This window comes from Herbaspirillum sp. SJZ099, assembly GCF_007828355.1.
GTDB lineage: Bacteria > Pseudomonadota > Gammaproteobacteria > Burkholderiales > Burkholderiaceae_D > Herbaspirillum.
Genome location: NZ_VIUO01000001.1, coordinates 607975 through 624447, shown reverse-complemented (window position 1 = coordinate 624447; position 16473 = coordinate 607975). Strand labels below are relative to the sequence as shown.

Sequence of the window (16473 nt, the reverse complement as noted above, 5' to 3'; positions counted from 1 at the left end):
ATCAACCAGAAGTTGGTTCAGTCAGCACGGCACCACGGCTGGGCCGGGTTCCATCGCAATACATCTGTTACCGATGCACGCATTCGGTTCTTGCCGCATCGGCCCCGTTTCCGGAGGCCTTTGCCGCCCTTCCCCGTCGTTCGGCCAACGCCGGCGGCGGGAATGCGGATCAGCGGTACGCTGCGTCCGCGGTGCGGGCTGCGGCGATTTCGTTTTCGTAACGGTCGCCCACTGCCAGCAGCATTTCCTTGGTGTAGTACAGGTCGCCCCGCTTTTCACCGTGGTATTCCAGGATGTGCGTCTCGACGATCGAATCGACCGGGCAGGACTCTTCGCAGAAACCGCAGAAGATGCACTTGGTCAGGTCGATGTCGTAACGGGTAGTGCGGCGCGAACCGTCGGCGCGCTGCTCCGATTCGATGGTGATGGCCATCGCCGGGCACACCGCTTCGCACAGCTTGCAGGCGATGCAGCGCTCTTCGCCGTTCGGATAGCGGCGCAGCGCGTGCAGGCCGCGAAAACGCGGCGACTGCGGCGTCTTTTCCTCAGGGAACTGCACCGTGATCTTGCGCTTGAACAGGTAGCGCCCGGTCAGGGCCAGGCCCTTGAACAGCTCCCGAAGCATCAGGCTGCCGAAAAAATCCTTAATCGCTTCCATTTTTAGCCTCAGCCTTCAATCTTATTTCCAGATATTCCACGGCGTCTGCATCCAGACGGCCACCACGACCAGCCAGACCAGCGTCAGCGGAATGAATACCTTCCAGCCCAGGCGCATGATCTGGTCATAGCGGTAGCGCGGGAACGAAGCGCGCACCCAGACGTACACCGAGAGGAAGAAGAATGTCTTGATGCCCAGCCAGATCCAGCCCGGGATGAAGTCCAGCGCGGAGATCGGCGACGACCAGCCGCCGAAGAACAACAAGGCGGTCAGGATCGAGATCAGGATCATGCTGGCGTATTCGGCCAGGAAGAACATCGCGAACGACATGCCCGAGTATTCGATCATGTGGCCGGCCACGATTTCGGATTCGCCTTCCACCACGTCGAACGGGTGGCGGTTGGTTTCGGCGATGCCCGACACCAGGTAGATCACGAAGATCGGCAGCAGCGGCAACCAGTTCCACGACAGGAAGTTCAGGCCCATGTCGGCGAAGTGGCCGCGGGTCTGGCCCAGCACGATCTCGGTCATGTTCAGGCTGCCCGACACCATCAGCACCACCACCAGGCAGAAGCCCATGCAGATTTCATAGGACACCATCTGCGCCGAGGCGCGCATGGCGCCCAAGAACGCGTACTTCGAGTTGGAGGCCCAGCCGGCGATGATGACGCCGTAGACTTCCATCGAGGTGATCGCCATCAGGTACAGCAGGCCGGCGTTGACGTTGGCCAGCACGTGCTCGGGCGAGAACGGCACCACCGCCCAGGCGGCCAGCGCCGGCATGATGGTCATCACCGGCGCCAGGTAGAACAGCACCTTGTTGGCCTTGGCCGGGGTCGAGATTTCCTTGAAGATCAGCTTGACGGCGTCGGCGATCGGCTGCAGCAGGCCAGCCGGGCCCACGCGGTTGGGGCCCAGGCGCACGTGCATCCAGCCGATCAGCTTGCGCTCCCAGTAGGTCATGTACGCCACGCAGATCAGCAGGGGCACCATCACCACCAGGATCTTGACCAGCGTCCACACGAAGGTGAACAGGTACGGCCCCAGCAAGGCCGGACCGGCGGTATTGATTTGGGCGATCAGGTGATCCATTACGCTTTCTCCACGACGATTGCGCCGAACATGCCGCCCAAGGCAGAGGTCGAGGCATGGCTTGCTGCGACGCGCACCACGTTTTCCGGCAGTTTCTTATCGACGGCCGCGGTCAGCACGGCGCTGCCCTGGCCTTGTTTTACGTTGACACGGTCGCCGGCGGCGATGCCCAGCTTGGCGGCCAGCGCGGCCGACAGCCATGCCTTGGGCGCCTGGCCGTCAGTGGTCTCCAGCAGCGGCTGCGAACGGCGGGCGATCGCATCGGCGAAGTAGATCGGCACGTCGGCCACGCGCTCCAGCGCACAGGCCGCGGCGGCAGCGGCTTGCGGTTGCAGCGAAGCGCTGTTGTTCAGGCGCGCCGACAGGTCGGTTTCCTTGCCCAGCAGTTCGTCGCGGATGGCTTCGGCGGTGTCGTATTCGAAGTTTTCCAGTTCCAGCAGGTTGCCCAGCACGCGCAGGACCTTCCAGCCCGGACGCGCATCGCCGGCCGGCTTGACGGTGCCGTTGAAGCTTTGTGCGCGGCCTTCGGCGTTGACGAAGGTGCCGGCGGTTTCGGTGAACGGCGCGATTGGTAGCAGCACGTCGGCGTAGTCGGCGCCATGCTTGTAGGCCGACATCACCACGACCATCTCGGCCTGGTTCAGCGCGGCGCGCGCGGCTTGCGGGTTGTAGCTGTCCAGTTCCGGCTCGGCGTTGAGCAGCAGGTAGGCCTTGCGCGGCTGTGCGAATGCGGCCAGCGCGTTGGCTCCCTTGCCCGCGACCGGCACGGCATTGGCCAGGTAGCCGCCGACGGCGTTGCCGCCTTCGGTCAGCACGCCCAGCTTGGCGCCGGTCTGTTCGGCGATCCATTGCGCGGCGGCATGCAGTTGCGACGCTTGCGGATGCTGCACGGCGGCGTTGCCCAGGAACACGCCCTTGGCCTCGCCCGACAGCAGGCTGGCGGCGGTTGCCTTGGCGGCGTCCGATGCAGTCACGCCGGCGAATGCGGCGGGAGCGGCGACGCCCTTGGCCTCGGCCACGGCGACGGCGACTTCACCCAGCGCGGCCAGCCACGCGGACGGCGCTGCCACGATCTTGTTGGCGACCGGCATCAGCAGGTCGTCGTCAGTGGCGTGCAGCACATTGATCTTGGCGCCGCTCTTGGCCGACTGGCGCAGGCGCGCGGCCAAGAGCGGATGATCCTTGCGCAGGAAGGAGCCGATCACGAACACGCGGTTGAGCTCCGAGAATTCGACGATGGACATGCCCAGCCACGGCTTGATCTGGCCGTCCAGCGCGAAGTCCGACTGGCGCAGGCGGAAGTCGACGTTGTCCGAGCCGATGCCGCGCACCAGCTTTTGCAGCAGCGACAGTTCTTCCAGCGTGGTGTACGGGGTAGCCAGCGCGGCGATGCTATCCGCGCCGTGTTCGTGGCGGATGTTGCGCAGGCCGTGCGCGACATATTCCAGCGCGGTCTGCCAGTCCACTTCCTGCCACTTGCCGTCTTGCTTCAACATCGGCTTGGTCAGGCGATCTTCGCTGTCCAGCGCTTCATAGGCGAAGCGGTCCTTGTCGGAGATCCAGCATTCGTTGACTTCTTCGTTCTCCAACGGCAGCACGCGCATGACCTTGCCGCCCTTGACCTGGACGATCAGGTTGGCGCCGACGCTGTCGTGCGGGCTCACCGACTTGCGGCGCGACAGTTCCCAGGTACGTGCGCTGTAGCGGAACGGCTTGGAGGTCAGCGCGCCGACCGGGCACAGGTCGATCATGTTGCCCGACAGTTCGGAGTCGACGGTCTTGCCGACGAAGGTGGTGATCTCGGAATGCTCGCCGCGGCCCAGCATGCCCAGCTCCATCACGCCGGCCACTTCCTGGCCGAAGCGCACGCAGCGGGTGCAGTGGATGCAGCGGTTCATTTCCTTCATGGAAATCAGCGGGCCGACATCCTTCGGTTCCACCACGCGCTTTTCTTCTTCGTAGCGCGAGGTCGAACTGCCGTAGCCGACCGCCAGATCCTGCAGCTGGCACTCGCCACCCTGATCGCAGATCGGGCAATCCAGCGGGTGGTTGATCAGCAGGAATTCCATCACGCCCTTCTGGGCCTTGACCGCCTTTTCGCTGGCGCTGCGCACGATCATGCCGGCGGTCACCGGCGTGGCGCAGGCAGGCAGCGGCTTCGGGGCCTTCTCGACCTCGACCAGGCACATGCGGCAGTTGGCCGCGATGGACAGTTTCTTGTGATAGCAAAAGTGAGGAATGTAAGTGCCAAGCTTGTTGGCAGCATCCATGACCATGCTGCCTTCTTGCACTTCAACTTTTTTGCCGTCTATTTCGATTTCAACCATGGCTGTTTGCCCAAGCTAAATATTCTTTGCTAATGACACCCGGCGGCTTGTTCCGCAGCCGGGCATCCCCTGCCCGTCAGATGTATGCCGGAACCAGGCAGTGTTTGTGCTCGATGTGGTATTCGAACTCTTCGCGGAAATTCTTGATGAATGCGCGTACCGGCATCGCCGCCGCGTCACCCAGCGCGCAGATGGTGCGCCCCTGGATGTTGTCGGCCACCGAATTGAGCACGTCCAGGTCTTCCAGCTTGCCGTGGCCGTTTTCGATACGCTCGACCATGCGGTACATCCAGCCGGTGCCTTCGCGGCACGGGGTGCACTGGCCGCACGATTCTTCGTAGTAGAAGTACGACAGGCGCAGCAGCGACTTGACCATGCAACGAGTCTCATCCATCACGATGACCGCGCCCGAGCCCAGCATCGAGCCGGCCTTGGCGATGGCGTCGTAGTCCATCGTGGTGTCCATCATCACGTCGCCGCGGATCACCGGAGCGGACGAGCCGCCGGGAATGACCGCCTTGATCTTCTTGCCGCCGCGCATGCCGCCGGCCAGTTCCAGCAGGGTCGAGAACGGCGTGCCCAGCGGAATTTCGTAGTTGCCCGGACGCTCGACGTCGCCCGAGATCGAGAAGATCTTGGTGCCGCCGTTGTTCGGCTTGCCCATCTCGGCGTAGGCCTGCGGGCCGACCTGGAAGATGAACGGCACGGCCGCGAACGTTTCGGTGTTGTTGATGGTGGTCGGCTTGCCGTACAGGCCGAAGCTGGCCGGGAATGGCGGCTTGAAGCGCGGCTGGCCCTTCTTGCCTTCCAGCGACTCCAGCAGCGCGGTTTCCTCGCCGCAGATGTAGGCGCCATAGCCGTGGTGCGCATGCAACTGGAAGTTGACGCCCGAACCCAGGATGTTGTCGCCCAGGAAGCCGGCAGTGCGCGCCTCTTCCAGCGCCTCTTCAAAACGCTCGTAGGCGGAGAAGATTTCGCCGTGGATGTAGTTGTAGCCGACCGTGATGCCCATCGCGTAGCCGCCGATGATCATGCCTTCGATCAGCGCGTGCGGGTTGTAGCGGATGATATCGCGGTCCTTGAAGGTGCCCGGTTCGCCTTCGTCGGTGTTGCAGACGAGGTATTTCTGGCCCGGGAACTGGCGCGGCATGAAGCTCCACTTCAGGCCGGTCGGGAAACCCGCGCCGCCGCGGCCGCGCAGGCCGGATGCCTTGAGGTCGGCGATGACCTGTTCGGGAGCGATCTTTTCGGTGAGGATGCGCTTCAACGACTCGTAGCCGCCGCGCTTGACGTAGTCTTCGAGGTGCCAGTTCTCGCCGTTCAGGCCGGCGAGGATCAGCGGTTTGATGTGGCGGTCGTGCAGGCAAGTCATTTCTTCAGTTCCTCCAGCAGCGCGTCGATCTTTTCGTCCGACATCCAGCTGCACATGCGGTGGTTATCGACCAGCATGACAGGCGCGTCGCCACAGGCGCCCATGCATTCGCCTTCCATCAGGGTGAACTGGCCATCCGCAGTCGTTTCCTTGTAATCCACGCCCAGCTTCTGCTTCAGGTGGTGCGCAGCGCGCTCGCCGCCCGACAGCAGGCACGGCAGGTTGGTGCACACGGTGATCTTGTGCTTGCCTACCGGGCTGGTATTGAACATGTTGTAGAAGGTGGCCACTTCCTGCACCGCAACCGCAGGCATGCCGATGTAATCGGCGATTTCCTGCTGCAGCTCGGCGGGCAGCCAGCCGTGTTCAACCTGGGCGATGCGCAGCGCGGACATGACCGCGGACTGGCGCTGGTCGGCCGGATACTTCGCGAGTTCGCGATCGATTTTCTTGAGAGCTTCTTGACTTAACAGCATAGCGTTGGCCATCCATGCGCATCACTGTGCGCGGTTTTATTGGATATTCCCCAAACTGGACGGGCTCTTACGGAAGCCCGCCTTTTATTCGACATCATCGGTCGATTTCACCAAACACGATGTCCTGCGTGCCGATGATCGTGACGGCATCGGCAATCATGTGGCCCTTGGCCATTTCGTTCAGGGCCTGCAGGTGGGCAAAACCCGGCGCGCGGATCTTCAGGCGGTAAGGCTTGTTGGCGCCGTCCGACACCAGGTAGATGCCGAATTCGCCCTTCGGATGCTCGACGGCGGCATAGGCCTCGCCCGCCGGCACGCGGAAACCTTCGGTAAACAACTTGAAGTGGTGGATCAGGTCTTCCATGTTGGACTTCATTTCAGTCCGCTTCGGAGGCGCAACCTTGTGGTTGTCGGTGATCACCGGGCCCGGGTTGTTGCGCAGCCACTCGACGCATTGCTTGATGATGCGGTTCGACTGGCGCATTTCCGCCACGCGCACCAGGTAGCGGTCGTAGCAGTCGCCGTTCTTGCCGACCGGGATATCGAAGTCCAGCAGGTCGTACACTTCGTACGGCTGCTTCTTGCGCAGATCCCATTCGATGCCCGAGCCGCGCAGCATCGGGCCGGAAAAGCCCATCTGCAGCGCGCGTTCCGGCGACACCACGCCGATGCCGACCAGGCGCTGCTTCCAGATGCGGTTGTCGGTCAGCAGGGTTTCGTATTCGTCGACATAGGTCGGGAAACGGTTGGTGAAGTCTTCGATGAAGTCCAGCAGCGAACCCTGGCGGTTTTCGTTCAGGGCGCGGATGGCCTTGTCATTGCGCACGATCGATGCCTTGTACTGCGGCATGGTGTCCGGCAGGTCGCGATAGACGCCGCCCGGACGGTAGTACGCCGCGTGCATGCGCGCGCCGGAGACGGCTTCGTAGCAGTCCATCAGGTCTTCGCGCTCGCGGAAGGCATACAGCAGCACACCCATCGCGCCCACGTCCAGCGCGTGCGCGCCGATCCACATCAGGTGGTTCAGCAGGCGGGTGATCTCGTCGAACATCACGCGGATGTACTGGGCGCGCAGCGGCACTTCCAGGCCCAGCAGGCGCTCGATGGCCATCACATAGCCGTGCTCGTTGCACATCATCGAGACGTAGTCCAGGCGATCCATGTAAGGCACGGACTGCAGGTAGGTCTTCTGCTCGGCCAGCTTTTCGGTCGCGCGGTGCAGCAGGCCGATGTGCGGGTCGGCGCGCTGGATGACTTCGCCGTCCAGCTCCAGCACCAGGCGCAGCACGCCGTGCGCTGCCGGGTGCTGCGGACCGAAGTTCAGCGTGTAGTTTTTAATCTCAGCCATTATTTGATCCCGTAGTTTTCTTCACGAATGATGCGCGGCGTGATTTCGCGCGGCTCAATCGTTACGGGTTGATAGATGACGCGCCGCTGCTCGGCGTCGTAGCGCATCTCGACATAGCCCGACACCGGGAAGTCCTTGCGGAACGGGTGGCCGATGAAGCCGTAGTCAGTCAGGATGCGGCGCAGGTCGTCATGCCCGTCGAACAGGATGCCGTAGAAGTCGAAAGCCTCGCGCTCGTACCAGCCGGCCGAATTCCAGATGCCGGAAACCGAGGCCACGATGGGCAGGTCGTCGTCCGGCGCGAACACGCGCACGCGCACGCGCCAGTTGTGCGCGATCGACATCAGGTGCGACACCGCGGCAAAGCGCGGGCCGTCCCAGGCGCCGTCGCCGTAGGTCGAATAGTCGACGCCGCACAGGTCGAGCAGTTGTTCGAAACGGGTATCGGCGTGATCGCGCAGGACGCGCATGGCCGAAAGATAGTCGGAGGCCTTGACCACCACGGTGACTTCACCGAGCGCCACCGTCAGGTTCTGAAGATACCCTCCAAGCGCGTTGCGCAGGGCTGCTTCGAGAGTTTCCAATTTTGTTGTCATACTGCCCTCTTAGCGCGCGATGGTGTTGGTGCGCTTGATCTTGTTTTGCAACTGGATCACGCCGTACAGCAGCGCTTCAGCAGTCGGCGGACAGCCCGGCACATAAACGTCGACCGGAACGATCCGGTCGCAGCCGCGCACCACCGAATAGGAATAGTGATAGTAGCCGCCGCCGTTGGCGCACGAGCCCATTGAAATCACCCAGCGCGGCTCCGGCATCTGGTCATAGACCTTGCGCAGCGCCGGCGCCATCTTGTTGCACAGCGTGCCGGCCACGATCATCAGGTCGGACTGGCGCGGCGACGGACGAAACACCGCGCCGAAGCGGTCGAGGTCGTAACGCGAAGCGCCGACGTGCATCATTTCAACTGCGCAGCAGGCCAGACCGAAGGTCATGGGCCACAGGGATCCGGTGCGGGTCCAGTTGATTACCTTATCCAGCGAGGTGGTAACAAACCCCTCATTCAATACGCCTTCAATAGACATGGCTTACTCCCAATCCAGGGCACCCTTTTTCCAGATGTACCAAAACCCGACGACAAATTCAGCGATGAAGACCATCATCGTGACGAAACCAGCCCAGCCCAACTCACGCACGGACACGCCCCACGGGAAGAAAAACGCAGTTTCCAGATCGAACAGGATGAAGAGGATGGCGATCAGGTAATAGCGCACGTCGAACTTCATGCGCGCGTCTTCAAACGCTTCGAAACCGCACTCGTAAGGAGATGTTTTTTGCACGTCAGGCTTGTGAGGACCAAGCAGACGCCCCAAGAGCTGGGGAGCGACACCGACACCGATGCCAACGAGGATAAACAGAAGGACTGGGAAGTAATTTTCGAGGTTCACGATTGGCCGCTTACGTTGGTTTTAATCGATGGGAATGATTCTCAATATCAATCAGAAACTTCCTCGACAAAAAGCCAGCTCAGGCGCACTGGCCTTCGCTGGCTTTTGATTCATTTCTATGGTGCCGACGACGAGACTCGAACTCGTACAGCTTTCGCCACTACCCCCTCAAGATAGCGTGTCTACCAATTTCACCACGTCGGCCTGAGACTGCTATTGTACCTGCATTTGTTACTCTTGTTCAATGCACAATCAGCTGAAAACAGCGATTCTTCCATGCTTATTTGCGCATTGTTTCAGAATCCGCAAAAGCTTATTTCGGAATCTGATTCGATGCGTCAGCCGGCTTGGCAGCATCGGCCGCCGGCGCGGCCGGCGCGGCTTGCGATGTCGCGGCAGGCGCGGCCGCCGGAACCGGCAGGTTGTCCATCACGCCGCCGCTTTGCGACACGCGATGGTTGCCGATGAAGGCCAGGCCCAGCGTCGCCACAAAGAAGATCGCAGCAGCCACGGCGGTCGACTTCGACAGGAAGTTCGACGAACCGGTCGCGCCGAACAGGCTGCCGGAGGCGCCTGAACCGAACGCCGCGCCCATGTCCGCGCCCTTGCCATGCTGCAGCAGCACCAGACCGATAATCGCCAGCGCCGCCAGCACCTGAACTACAACCACAACCAAAGACAAAGTATTCATTTCAGCCTATCCACTCTCACTCTTGATATTTCGCCCGCAGCCGGAAGTATCTCGCCTCCGGCTGACAAACCCTTTACAGCTCAGGCCGCAGCCTGAACGATTGCCAGAAAATCCACCGCTTTCAACGCCGCCCCGCCGATCAGGCCGCCATCGATATCGGCCATCGCCAGCAACTGCACCGCATTGTCCGGCTTCATGCTGCCGCCGTACAGGATGCGGACCTTGGCCGCAGCCTCGACACTCTTGGCCGCCAGCCGCGCGCGCAGCATGGCATGCACCTCCTGCGCCATTTCCGGCGTGGCCGTCTTGCCGGTGCCAATCGCCCACACCGGTTCGTAAGCCACCACGATGCGCGCGACATCCGCGGCATCCAGGGCTTCCAGCACCACATCCAGCTGGCCGCCCACCACTTCGTTGGTCTTGCCGGCCTCGCGCTGCGCCAGCGTTTCGCCGACGCACACCACCGGGGTCAAACCCGACTTGAGCGCAGCAACCGTCTTGGCCGCCACGGCGGCGTCGGACTCGCCATGATAGGCGCGACGCTCGGAGTGACCGATAATCACGTATTGGCAACCGAACTCGTTGAGCATGGCCGCCGAGACTTCGCCGGTATAGGCGCCCGAAGCATGCGCGGAAACATCCTGCGCGCCCAGTGCAACCGCCGAACCGGCAAGCGCCGCCTGCACTTGCGCCAGGTACGGCGCGGGAACGCAAACGGCCACGTCGCATGCCTGCGCGGGCAGGCCTTCCTTGATGCCGGCAACCAGGGCCGCGTTGGCAGCCAGGCTGCCGTTCATTTTCCAGTTACCCGCTACGAGTTTGCGCCGCATAGTGTTCTGACGAGATTGGTATTCAATTTGGATAACCTCGTATTGTAGCCGGTTGGCGTAAAGACGGTCAAACCGCGCCCATCGGCCGGGCTTACAGCTGCAGCATGATCTTGCCGATGTGCGCGCTGCTTTCCATCATGGCGTGCGCCTGCGCCGCCTGCTCCAGCGGGAAGACATGGTGGATCACCGGCTTGATCCGGCCCGCCTCGATCAGCGGCCAGACGCGCTCGCGCAGGCTGGCGGCAATGGCCGCCTTGAAGCTCACCGGGCGCGGCCGCAGCGTCGACCCCGTGATGGTCAGGCGGCGGCGCATCACCTGCCCCATGTCCAGTTGCCCCTTGCTGCCGCCGAGCTGGGCGATGAAGACCAGCCGGCCATCGTCGGCCAGCGCCTTGATTTCTCGCGGCAGGTAGTCGCCGCCGACCATATCCAAAATGACATTGACGCCCATGCCGCCGGTCGCTTCCTTGACCACCGCTTCGAAATCCTCGGTCTTGTAATTGATCGCGCGCTCGGCGCCAAGCTCCTCGCAGGCGCGGCATTTCTCGGCGCTGCCGGCGGTAGCGAACACGCGATGCCCGAGCGCCTTCGCGATCTGGATCGCGGTCACGCCGATGCCGGAAGAGCCGCCCTGCACCAGCAAGGTTTCGCCTGCCACCAGGGCGCCGCGGTCGAACACGTTGCTCCAGACGGTGAAATAGTTTTCCGGCAAGGCCGCCGCCTCCAGCGCACTCAATCCTTTAGGCACCGGCAGGCACTGTGCCAGCGGCGCGGCGCAATACTCGGCATAGCCGCCGCCCTGCACCAGCGCGCACACCAGGTCGCCCTTCCTGAAACCGCTGCCGGCCAGGTCGCCCTCGACGATCTCGCCCGCCACTTCCAGTCCCGGCAAGTCCGAGGCGCCCGGCGGCACCGGATAATTCCCCGTGCGCTGGAACACATCCGGACGGTTGACCCCGGCCGCATGCACCTTGATCAGCACTTCTCCCGGCTTGAGCGCCGGCAGCGCACGCTCGCACAGTTGCAATACCTCGGGGCCGCCATATTCCTTAATTTCTATCGCTCGCATGTTCTATCCTTTTCTATAGTGATCGGCTCACAGCGATGCCGCCGCGCGCGCCGCCGTGTCATACAGGCCGGAGGCATTGCGCAGCAGTTGCGCGGCCTCGCCGATGGCCTGGTTGGGAATGCCGCTCTCGGCCTGTACCTCGATCAGGCAACGCTCGCGCACCTCGCGGTACTTCATGCACAGCGCCTGCCCCGCCGGGGTAGCCGAAAACAGCAGCTCCTTGCCGGCCTTCTCGCTGCACACGTAACCGGCCTTCACCAGCTTCTTCAATGCATAGGTGACCACATGGGTGTCTTCGACGTTCAGTACAAAACAGATATCGGCCAGCTTCTTCTTGCGCTCGCGGTGGTTGACGTGATGCAGCAGGGAAACCTCGATGGCAGTCATATCCTTGGCCCCGGCCGCGGCCATGCAGCGCACCATCCAGCGGTTGAACGCGTTGCTGGCCATGATCAGCGCATACTCAAGCTCGGACAGCTCGGCGCTGCGCTCCGAAACCAGGTGCTGGGAAGATACGATCTTGGTCGCCTTTGGCTGCGCGGAAGTTTCCCCCGCAGCATGCTGGCCGAGTCTTTGCGTCTCGTTATTCATGGCTGTTGTCCTACCTGAGCGTCGAAATGGCAACACTATATCGCAAGGACAAATAAATAATTTATCGACATATTGTTTATATTTTGTTCGGAATGTAATATCCACAAAAAAAAAGCAGGTAATACGCAATTCCCCGTACCTCTCAAAACAAACAGACGAGGCGAGACACATGCAAGCACCTCAGATTCATCCGTTGGGCGACAGCGCGCTGCTCTGCAGCCTGCCCGCGCCGGCGACGCTTTCGCAACAGCAACGCATCTGGGCTCTGGCCGAACTGGCCGCCGCCTGGGATGAGGTCGACGAAGTCGTGCCCGGCATGAACAACCTGACGCTGATCCTCAAACGCCCCGCCATCGGAGTCGATGCGCTCGCCAAACGCATCGGCCAGCTCTGGCCCAAGCTCGGCGCCGCCGGCGCGCAAGGCCGCACCGTCGAGATCCCGGTGGTCTACGGCGGTGCGGATGGCCCCGACCTGGCCGCGGTAGCGCGCCACACCGGCCTGTCCGTCAACGAAGTCGTCAAGCGCCACAGCGGCGGCGACTACGTGGTCTATTTCATCGGTTTCCTGCCCGGCTTTGCCTACCTGGGCGGGCTGGCGCCGGAGCTGGCCACCCCGCGCCATACCGAACCGCGCGTCTCGATCCCGGCCGGCTCGGTCGGCATCGGCGGCGAGCAGACCGGCATCTACCCCATGGCCTCGCCGGGCGGCTGGCAACTGCTGGGCCGCACCGCCCTCCCCCTGTTCGATCCCGCGCAAGATCCGCCGACGCTGCTGCGCCCCGGCGACCATGTGCGCTTTACCGTGGAGCGCGTGGAACCATGATAGAAATCCTCCAACCCGGCATGCTGGCCTCCGTACAAGACCTCGGCCGCCATGGCCACCGCCGGCTCGGCATCCATCCGGGCGGCGCGCTCAATACGCTGGCGCTGTCGACGGCCAACCTGCTGGTGGGCAATCCCAGCGGCGCGGCCGGCATCGAAATCACCATGGGCACATGCGAGATCCGCTTCGCCGCCGATACCCGCATCGCCCTGGGCGGCGACGACATCGGCGCCACATTGGACGGCAAACCGGTCGCGGCCTGCTGGAGCATTCCGGTGCGCGCCGGCAGCACACTCAAACTGGCGCCGATGCCTCCGGAGAGTCCCGGGCAAGCGCCGCGCCACAGCATGCGCACCTACCTGGCCGTGGCCGGCGGCATCGACGTCCCGCTGGTGCTGGGTTCCCGCAGCACCGACCTCAAGGCCGGCTTCGGCGGCCACCTGGGGCGCGCCCTGCGCAAAGGCGACCAGCTCGCCATCGGCCATGCCGGGCCAGCCAATGCCGCCGTCGGCGGCCCCGCCTTCGGCATGCGCTCGCCGCGCTGGAGCGGGCTGGCCTTGCACGAAGACGAAAACAGCCGGCACGTGACGCTGCGCGTCCTGCCCGGCCCCGAATTCGAACAATTCACCCAGGCCTCCAGAACTGCGCTGTGGACTCATGCATGGCGCATCACGCCCAACAGCAACCGCATGGGCTGCCGCCTCGAAGGCGCGCCGCTCAAGCGCAAGCACAGCCGCGACATGCTCTCGCACGGCGTGGTGCCCGGCGTGATCCAGGTGCCGCCGTCGGGCCAGCCCATCATCCTGCTGGGCGATGCGCAAACCACCGGCGGCTATCCGAAAATCGGCGTGGTGATCGACGCCGATTTGTGGAAGCTGGCGCAAGCGCCGCTCAACGCCACCCTGCGCCTGGAACCTTGCGACATGCAAGGCGCGCTGGCGGCCCGTCAAGAGCAACAACGCTATCTGGATTCCATCGGCGACACGATGGCCGCGCTGGACTGGTCGCGCGCGACGCTGTATCGAAAATAAGGAGACGCCATGCATATCGACCTCAATGCCGACCTCGGCGAAGGCTGCGACACCGACGAGCAATTGCTGACCCTGGTCAGCTCCGCCAACATCGCCTGCGGCTGGCATGCCGGCGATGCGGCCACCATGCGCCGCAGCGTGCGCTGGGCGATGCAAAACCATGTCGCCATCGGCGCCCATCCCAGCTTCCCCGACCGCGAAAATTTCGGCCGCAGCGCCATGCACCTGCCGCCCGAGGACATCTTCAGCGGCATGCTGTACCAGCTCGGCGCGCTGGACGCCATCGTGCGCGCCGAAGGCGGCCGCATGACGCACGTCAAGCCGCATGGCGCGCTGTACAACCAGGCCGCCAAGGACGCGGTGCTGGCCAACGCCATCTGCGCCGCCGTCCGCACCTTCAACCCTGAACTGAGCCTGGTCGGCCTGGCCGGCAGCGAACTCATCGCCGCCGCCCGCCATGCCGACCTGGCCGCGGTCGAAGAGGTCTTCGCCGACCGCGCCTATGAAGCCGACGGCAGCCTGGTCAGCCGCGGCAAGCCCGGCGCCATGATCGACAACGATGAAGCGGCGATCGCGCAGACGCTGTCGCTGGTCAAGGACAAGCAGGTCAAGGCCATCGACGGCAGCATCGTCAGCGTCAACGCGCAGACCGTATGCCTGCACGGCGATGGGCCGCATGCGCTGGAGTTTGCGCGCCAGATTCGTGCACGCCTGCACAGCGAACGCATCGCCGTGCGAGCGGCCGTGTAAATACGCCTGATTGCACACCGGCTTTCGCTGGCTGTCCCGCTTGTTGTCCCATTTGCTGTTCCGCTTGTCATTTCGTTTCCAGCAGTCGCAACCGCAGTCCCAGCAGTAAAAGAGCGAGGCCTTGGAAGTGCCACCGGCGATGTCCGGCTGGCGGCATTGGCACAGGCCTTGCAATCGCCATTACGTTTCTCATCTTTCAACACAAGGGAGTTTTTCATGGAGAGCACGACTCTGCTGCCGCTGATCGGGATACCGATTGTCGTGGCCGGCTTTGCCTTACGTTTCAATCCGCTGCTGGTGGTGACCGTAGCCGGTCTGTCCACCGGGCTTGCGGTGGGCATGGACTTCGGCATGCTGCTGGAGACCTTCGGCGAGAAGTTCGTCAACAGCCGCTCGCTGGCGACTTTCCTGCTGATCCTGCCGATCATCGGCCTGCTCGAACATTACGGCCTGAAGGAGCGTGCGCAGGCGTGGATCGCCGGCATCGCCAGCGCCACCTCGGCGCGCATCCTGATGCTGTACTTCGTGGTGCGCGAAGGCACCGCGGCGCTGGGCCTGATCTACCTCGGCGGCCAGGCGCAGACCGTGCGCCCGCTGCTGGCGCCGATGGCCGAAGGCGCCGCCGTCAACGCCTACGGCGAAGACCTGCCGCAACACATCCGCGACAAGATCAAGGCCCACTCGGCGGCCTGCGACAATATCGCCGTGTTCTTCGGCGAAGACATCTTCATCGCCTTCGGCGCCGTGCTGCTGATGGATGCCTTCCTCAAGGAAAACGGCATCGCCAACATCGAGCCGCTGCATATCGGACTGTGGGCCATCCCCACCGCGCTGTCGGCGCTGGTGATCCACCTGTTCCGCCTGACCCGCCTCGACGCCTCCATCCGCCGCGACGTCGACGCCTGGAAAGCCACCCAATCCAACCCATCCAAGGTGCCGGCATGACCACGCTCATTACCATCAACCGCATCTATTACCTGATCGGTTTCATCGTCATGCTGCTGGTCGGCATGACCCTGCGCGACAAGGGCAACCCCAAGCGCTACACCACCGCCCTGTTCTGGTTCCTGTTCGGCGCCGTGTTCCTGTTCGGCGACCTGCTGGTCGAGAACCTCGGCAAATCCATGGCGTATCGCATCATCGGCGCCACCGTGATCATCATTTCGCTCATCGCCGGCACCGGCCTGCTGTCCATGGGAACCTATGCCAGCACCACGCATGAAGAGCGCGTGGCCTCCGCCAAGCGCCTGGGCAACTGGCTGTTCTTCCCCGCGGTGCTGATCCCGGTGATCACGGTGGCCTGTACCGTGCTGCTCAAGGGCGTCTCGGTCGGCGAGGTGTTCCTGCTCGACCAAAAGCAGCTCACGCTGGCGGCGCTGTGCGTGGCCTGCATCTGCGCCTTGCTCGCAGGCTGGGCATTGACCGGCGGCACGCCGCTGCAAGCGGTGCGCCAGTCGCGCCGGCTGGTGGACTCGATCGGCTGGGCCGCGATCCTGCCGCTGATGCTGGCCATGCTGGGCGGCGTGTTCGTCGCCGCCAAGACCGGCAACTCGGTGCAACAGGTGGTGAGCCTGTTCGTCAACCCGGACAACCGCTTCCTGGTGGTGGTGATCTACTGCGTCGGCATGGCGCTGTTTACCATGGTGATGGGCAACGCCTTCGCCGCCTTCCCGGTCATGAGCGCGGGCATCGCCCTGCCCTTCCTGATCCTGGGGCACCATGCCGACCCGGCGCCGCTGGTGGCCATCGGCATGTACTCCGGCTACTGCGGCACGCTGATGACGCCGATGGCGGCCAACTACAACATCGTGCCGGCGGCGCTGCTTGAACTGAAGAACAAGTACCAGGTGATCAAGGTGCAGATCCCGACCGCGCTGACACTGCTCACGGTCAATGTGTTCCTGATGTACTTCCTCGCTTTCCGCTGATCCCGGTCATCCCGGCAGCGTCCCTCACCGTGGCCGCCCTGC

At 63.3% G+C, this 16473-nt stretch carries 18 protein-coding genes and 1 tRNA gene; 5 read left to right on the top strand and 14 right to left on the bottom strand.

Annotated features, from left to right (window positions below; all coding sequences use genetic code 11):
- Positions 1-169 precede the first annotated feature (169 nt).
- From nuoI to FB597_RS02650, 14 genes are all read right to left on the bottom strand, one after another.
- Entirely contained in the window at positions 170-658 is a 489-nt protein-coding gene (gene nuoI / locus FB597_RS02715; protein ID WP_050468350.1) for an NADH-quinone oxidoreductase subunit NuoI, read from the bottom strand.
- 21 nt (positions 659-679) lie between these two features.
- Entirely contained in the window at positions 680-1750 is a 1071-nt protein-coding gene (nuoH, locus tag FB597_RS02710) for an NADH-quinone oxidoreductase subunit NuoH (RefSeq protein ID WP_141913288.1), read from the bottom strand.
- Entirely contained in the window at positions 1750-4077 is a 2328-nt protein-coding gene (gene nuoG, locus FB597_RS02705) for an NADH-quinone oxidoreductase subunit NuoG (protein WP_141913287.1), read from the bottom strand. The genes nuoH and nuoG overlap by 1 nt, the downstream gene beginning before the upstream one ends.
- Before the next feature lie 76 nt (positions 4078-4153).
- Positions 4154-5449 carry an NADH-quinone oxidoreductase subunit NuoF gene (nuoF, locus tag FB597_RS02700; RefSeq protein ID WP_141913286.1) on the bottom strand — a complete coding sequence of 432 codons (1296 nt, stop codon included), beginning with the start codon at positions 5447-5449 and terminating at the stop codon, positions 4154-4156.
- The gene (nuoE, locus tag FB597_RS02695) at positions 5446-5937 is read right to left on the bottom strand and encodes an NADH-quinone oxidoreductase subunit NuoE (protein ID WP_141913285.1); all 492 of its coding nucleotides are present in this window, start codon (positions 5935-5937) and stop codon (positions 5446-5448) included. The genes nuoF and nuoE overlap by 4 nt, the downstream gene beginning before the upstream one ends.
- A gap of 82 nt (positions 5938-6019) precedes the next feature.
- Positions 6020-7273 (bottom strand): NADH-quinone oxidoreductase subunit D, encoded by a 1254-nt coding sequence (locus FB597_RS02690; protein WP_141913284.1) that lies wholly within the window; start codon positions 7271-7273, stop codon positions 6020-6022.
- Entirely contained in the window at positions 7273-7869 is a 597-nt protein-coding gene (locus FB597_RS02685; protein ID WP_141913283.1) for an NADH-quinone oxidoreductase subunit C, read from the bottom strand. The genes FB597_RS02690 and FB597_RS02685 overlap by 1 nt, the downstream gene beginning before the upstream one ends.
- A 9-nt stretch (positions 7870-7878) precedes the next feature.
- A complete protein-coding gene (locus FB597_RS02680) occupies positions 7879-8355 on the bottom strand; it encodes an NADH-quinone oxidoreductase subunit B family protein (RefSeq protein WP_006712940.1) in 477 nt (158 codons plus the stop codon).
- Positions 8356-8358: 3 nt separating this feature from the next.
- The gene (locus FB597_RS02675) at positions 8359-8718 is read right to left on the bottom strand and encodes an NADH-quinone oxidoreductase subunit A (RefSeq protein ID WP_141913282.1); all 360 of its coding nucleotides are present in this window, start codon (positions 8716-8718) and stop codon (positions 8359-8361) included.
- A 119-nt stretch (positions 8719-8837) separates the two neighbouring features.
- A tRNA-Leu gene (locus FB597_RS02670) sits at positions 8838-8922 on the bottom strand.
- 109 nt (positions 8923-9031) lie between these two features.
- Positions 9032-9409: a preprotein translocase subunit SecG gene (secG, locus tag FB597_RS02665; protein WP_141913281.1), complete on the bottom strand. Its 378-nt coding sequence runs from the start codon at positions 9407-9409 to the stop codon at positions 9032-9034.
- Between the two features lie 80 nt (positions 9410-9489).
- Positions 9490-10239 (bottom strand): triose-phosphate isomerase, encoded by a 750-nt coding sequence (gene tpiA, locus FB597_RS02660; protein WP_141913280.1) that lies wholly within the window; start codon positions 10237-10239, stop codon positions 9490-9492.
- Between the two features lie 91 nt (positions 10240-10330).
- Entirely contained in the window at positions 10331-11308 is a 978-nt protein-coding gene (locus tag FB597_RS02655; RefSeq protein ID WP_141913279.1) for an NAD(P)H-quinone oxidoreductase, read from the bottom strand.
- A gap of 27 nt (positions 11309-11335) precedes the next feature.
- A complete protein-coding gene (locus FB597_RS02650; protein ID WP_255463978.1) occupies positions 11336-11899 on the bottom strand; it encodes a winged helix DNA-binding protein in 564 nt (187 codons plus the stop codon).
- Between the two features lie 169 nt (positions 11900-12068).
- Here FB597_RS02650 and pxpB point away from each other — a divergent pair, with 169 nt between their 5' ends.
- The 5 genes from pxpB to FB597_RS02625 all read left to right on the top strand — a co-directional run bounded on the left by pxpB (position 12069) and on the right by FB597_RS02625 (position 16431).
- Positions 12069-12722, top strand: a complete 654-nt coding sequence (pxpB, locus tag FB597_RS02645) for a 5-oxoprolinase subunit PxpB (RefSeq protein ID WP_141913278.1) — start codon at positions 12069-12071, stop codon at positions 12720-12722.
- Positions 12719-13753: a biotin-dependent carboxyltransferase family protein gene (locus tag FB597_RS02640; protein WP_141913277.1), complete on the top strand. Its 1035-nt coding sequence runs from the start codon at positions 12719-12721 to the stop codon at positions 13751-13753. Before pxpB ends, FB597_RS02640 begins: the two co-directional genes overlap by 4 nt.
- A gap of 9 nt (positions 13754-13762) precedes the next feature.
- Entirely contained in the window at positions 13763-14503 is a 741-nt protein-coding gene (gene pxpA, locus FB597_RS02635; RefSeq protein ID WP_141913276.1) for a 5-oxoprolinase subunit PxpA, read from the top strand.
- A 216-nt stretch (positions 14504-14719) separates the two neighbouring features.
- Positions 14720-15448 carry a DUF969 domain-containing protein gene (locus tag FB597_RS02630; protein WP_141913275.1) on the top strand — a complete coding sequence of 243 codons (729 nt, stop codon included), beginning with the start codon at positions 14720-14722 and terminating at the stop codon, positions 15446-15448.
- Entirely contained in the window at positions 15445-16431 is a 987-nt protein-coding gene (locus FB597_RS02625; protein WP_141913274.1) for a DUF979 domain-containing protein, read from the top strand. Before FB597_RS02630 ends, FB597_RS02625 begins: the two co-directional genes overlap by 4 nt.
- The last annotated feature ends 42 nt before the right edge of the window (positions 16432-16473 follow it).

What these genes read in the sequence shown, in the direction of transcription:
- nuoI (WP_050468350.1), bottom strand. Translation starts at nt 658, where the DNA reads ATGGAAGCGATTAAGGATTTTTTCGGCAGCCTGATGCTTCGGGAGCTG.
- nuoH (WP_141913288.1), bottom strand. Translation starts at nt 1,750, where the DNA reads ATGGATCACCTGATCGCCCAAATCAATACCGCCGGTCCGGCCTTGCTG.
- FB597_RS02680 (WP_006712940.1), bottom strand. Translation starts at nt 8,355, where the DNA reads ATGTCTATTGAAGGCGTATTGAATGAGGGGTTTGTTACCACCTCGCTG.
- FB597_RS02625 (WP_141913274.1), top strand. Translation starts at nt 15,445, where the DNA reads ATGACCACGCTCATTACCATCAACCGCATCTATTACCTGATCGGTTTC.
- nuoE (WP_141913285.1), bottom strand. Translation starts at nt 5,937, where the DNA reads ATGGCCAACGCTATGCTGTTAAGTCAAGAAGCTCTCAAGAAAATCGAT.
- FB597_RS02655 (WP_141913279.1), bottom strand. Translation starts at nt 11,308, where the DNA reads ATGCGAGCGATAGAAATTAAGGAATATGGCGGCCCCGAGGTATTGCAA.
- tpiA (WP_141913280.1), bottom strand. Translation starts at nt 10,239, where the DNA reads ATGCGGCGCAAACTCGTAGCGGGTAACTGGAAAATGAACGGCAGCCTG.
- nuoF (WP_141913286.1), bottom strand. Translation starts at nt 5,449, where the DNA reads ATGACTTGCCTGCACGACCGCCACATCAAACCGCTGATCCTCGCCGGC.
- FB597_RS02685 (WP_141913283.1), bottom strand. Translation starts at nt 7,869, where the DNA reads ATGACAACAAAATTGGAAACTCTCGAAGCAGCCCTGCGCAACGCGCTT.
- pxpA (WP_141913276.1), top strand. Translation starts at nt 13,763, where the DNA reads ATGCATATCGACCTCAATGCCGACCTCGGCGAAGGCTGCGACACCGAC.
- FB597_RS02640 (WP_141913277.1), top strand. Translation starts at nt 12,719, where the DNA reads ATGATAGAAATCCTCCAACCCGGCATGCTGGCCTCCGTACAAGACCTC.
- pxpB (WP_141913278.1), top strand. Translation starts at nt 12,069, where the DNA reads ATGCAAGCACCTCAGATTCATCCGTTGGGCGACAGCGCGCTGCTCTGC.
- FB597_RS02650 (WP_255463978.1), bottom strand. Translation starts at nt 11,899, where the DNA reads ATGAATAACGAGACGCAAAGACTCGGCCAGCATGCTGCGGGGGAAACT.
- nuoG (WP_141913287.1), bottom strand. Translation starts at nt 4,077, where the DNA reads ATGGTTGAAATCGAAATAGACGGCAAAAAAGTTGAAGTGCAAGAAGGC.
- FB597_RS02630 (WP_141913275.1), top strand. Translation starts at nt 14,720, where the DNA reads ATGGAGAGCACGACTCTGCTGCCGCTGATCGGGATACCGATTGTCGTG.
- FB597_RS02690 (WP_141913284.1), bottom strand. Translation starts at nt 7,273, where the DNA reads ATGGCTGAGATTAAAAACTACACGCTGAACTTCGGTCCGCAGCACCCG.
- secG (WP_141913281.1), bottom strand. Translation starts at nt 9,409, where the DNA reads ATGAATACTTTGTCTTTGGTTGTGGTTGTAGTTCAGGTGCTGGCGGCG.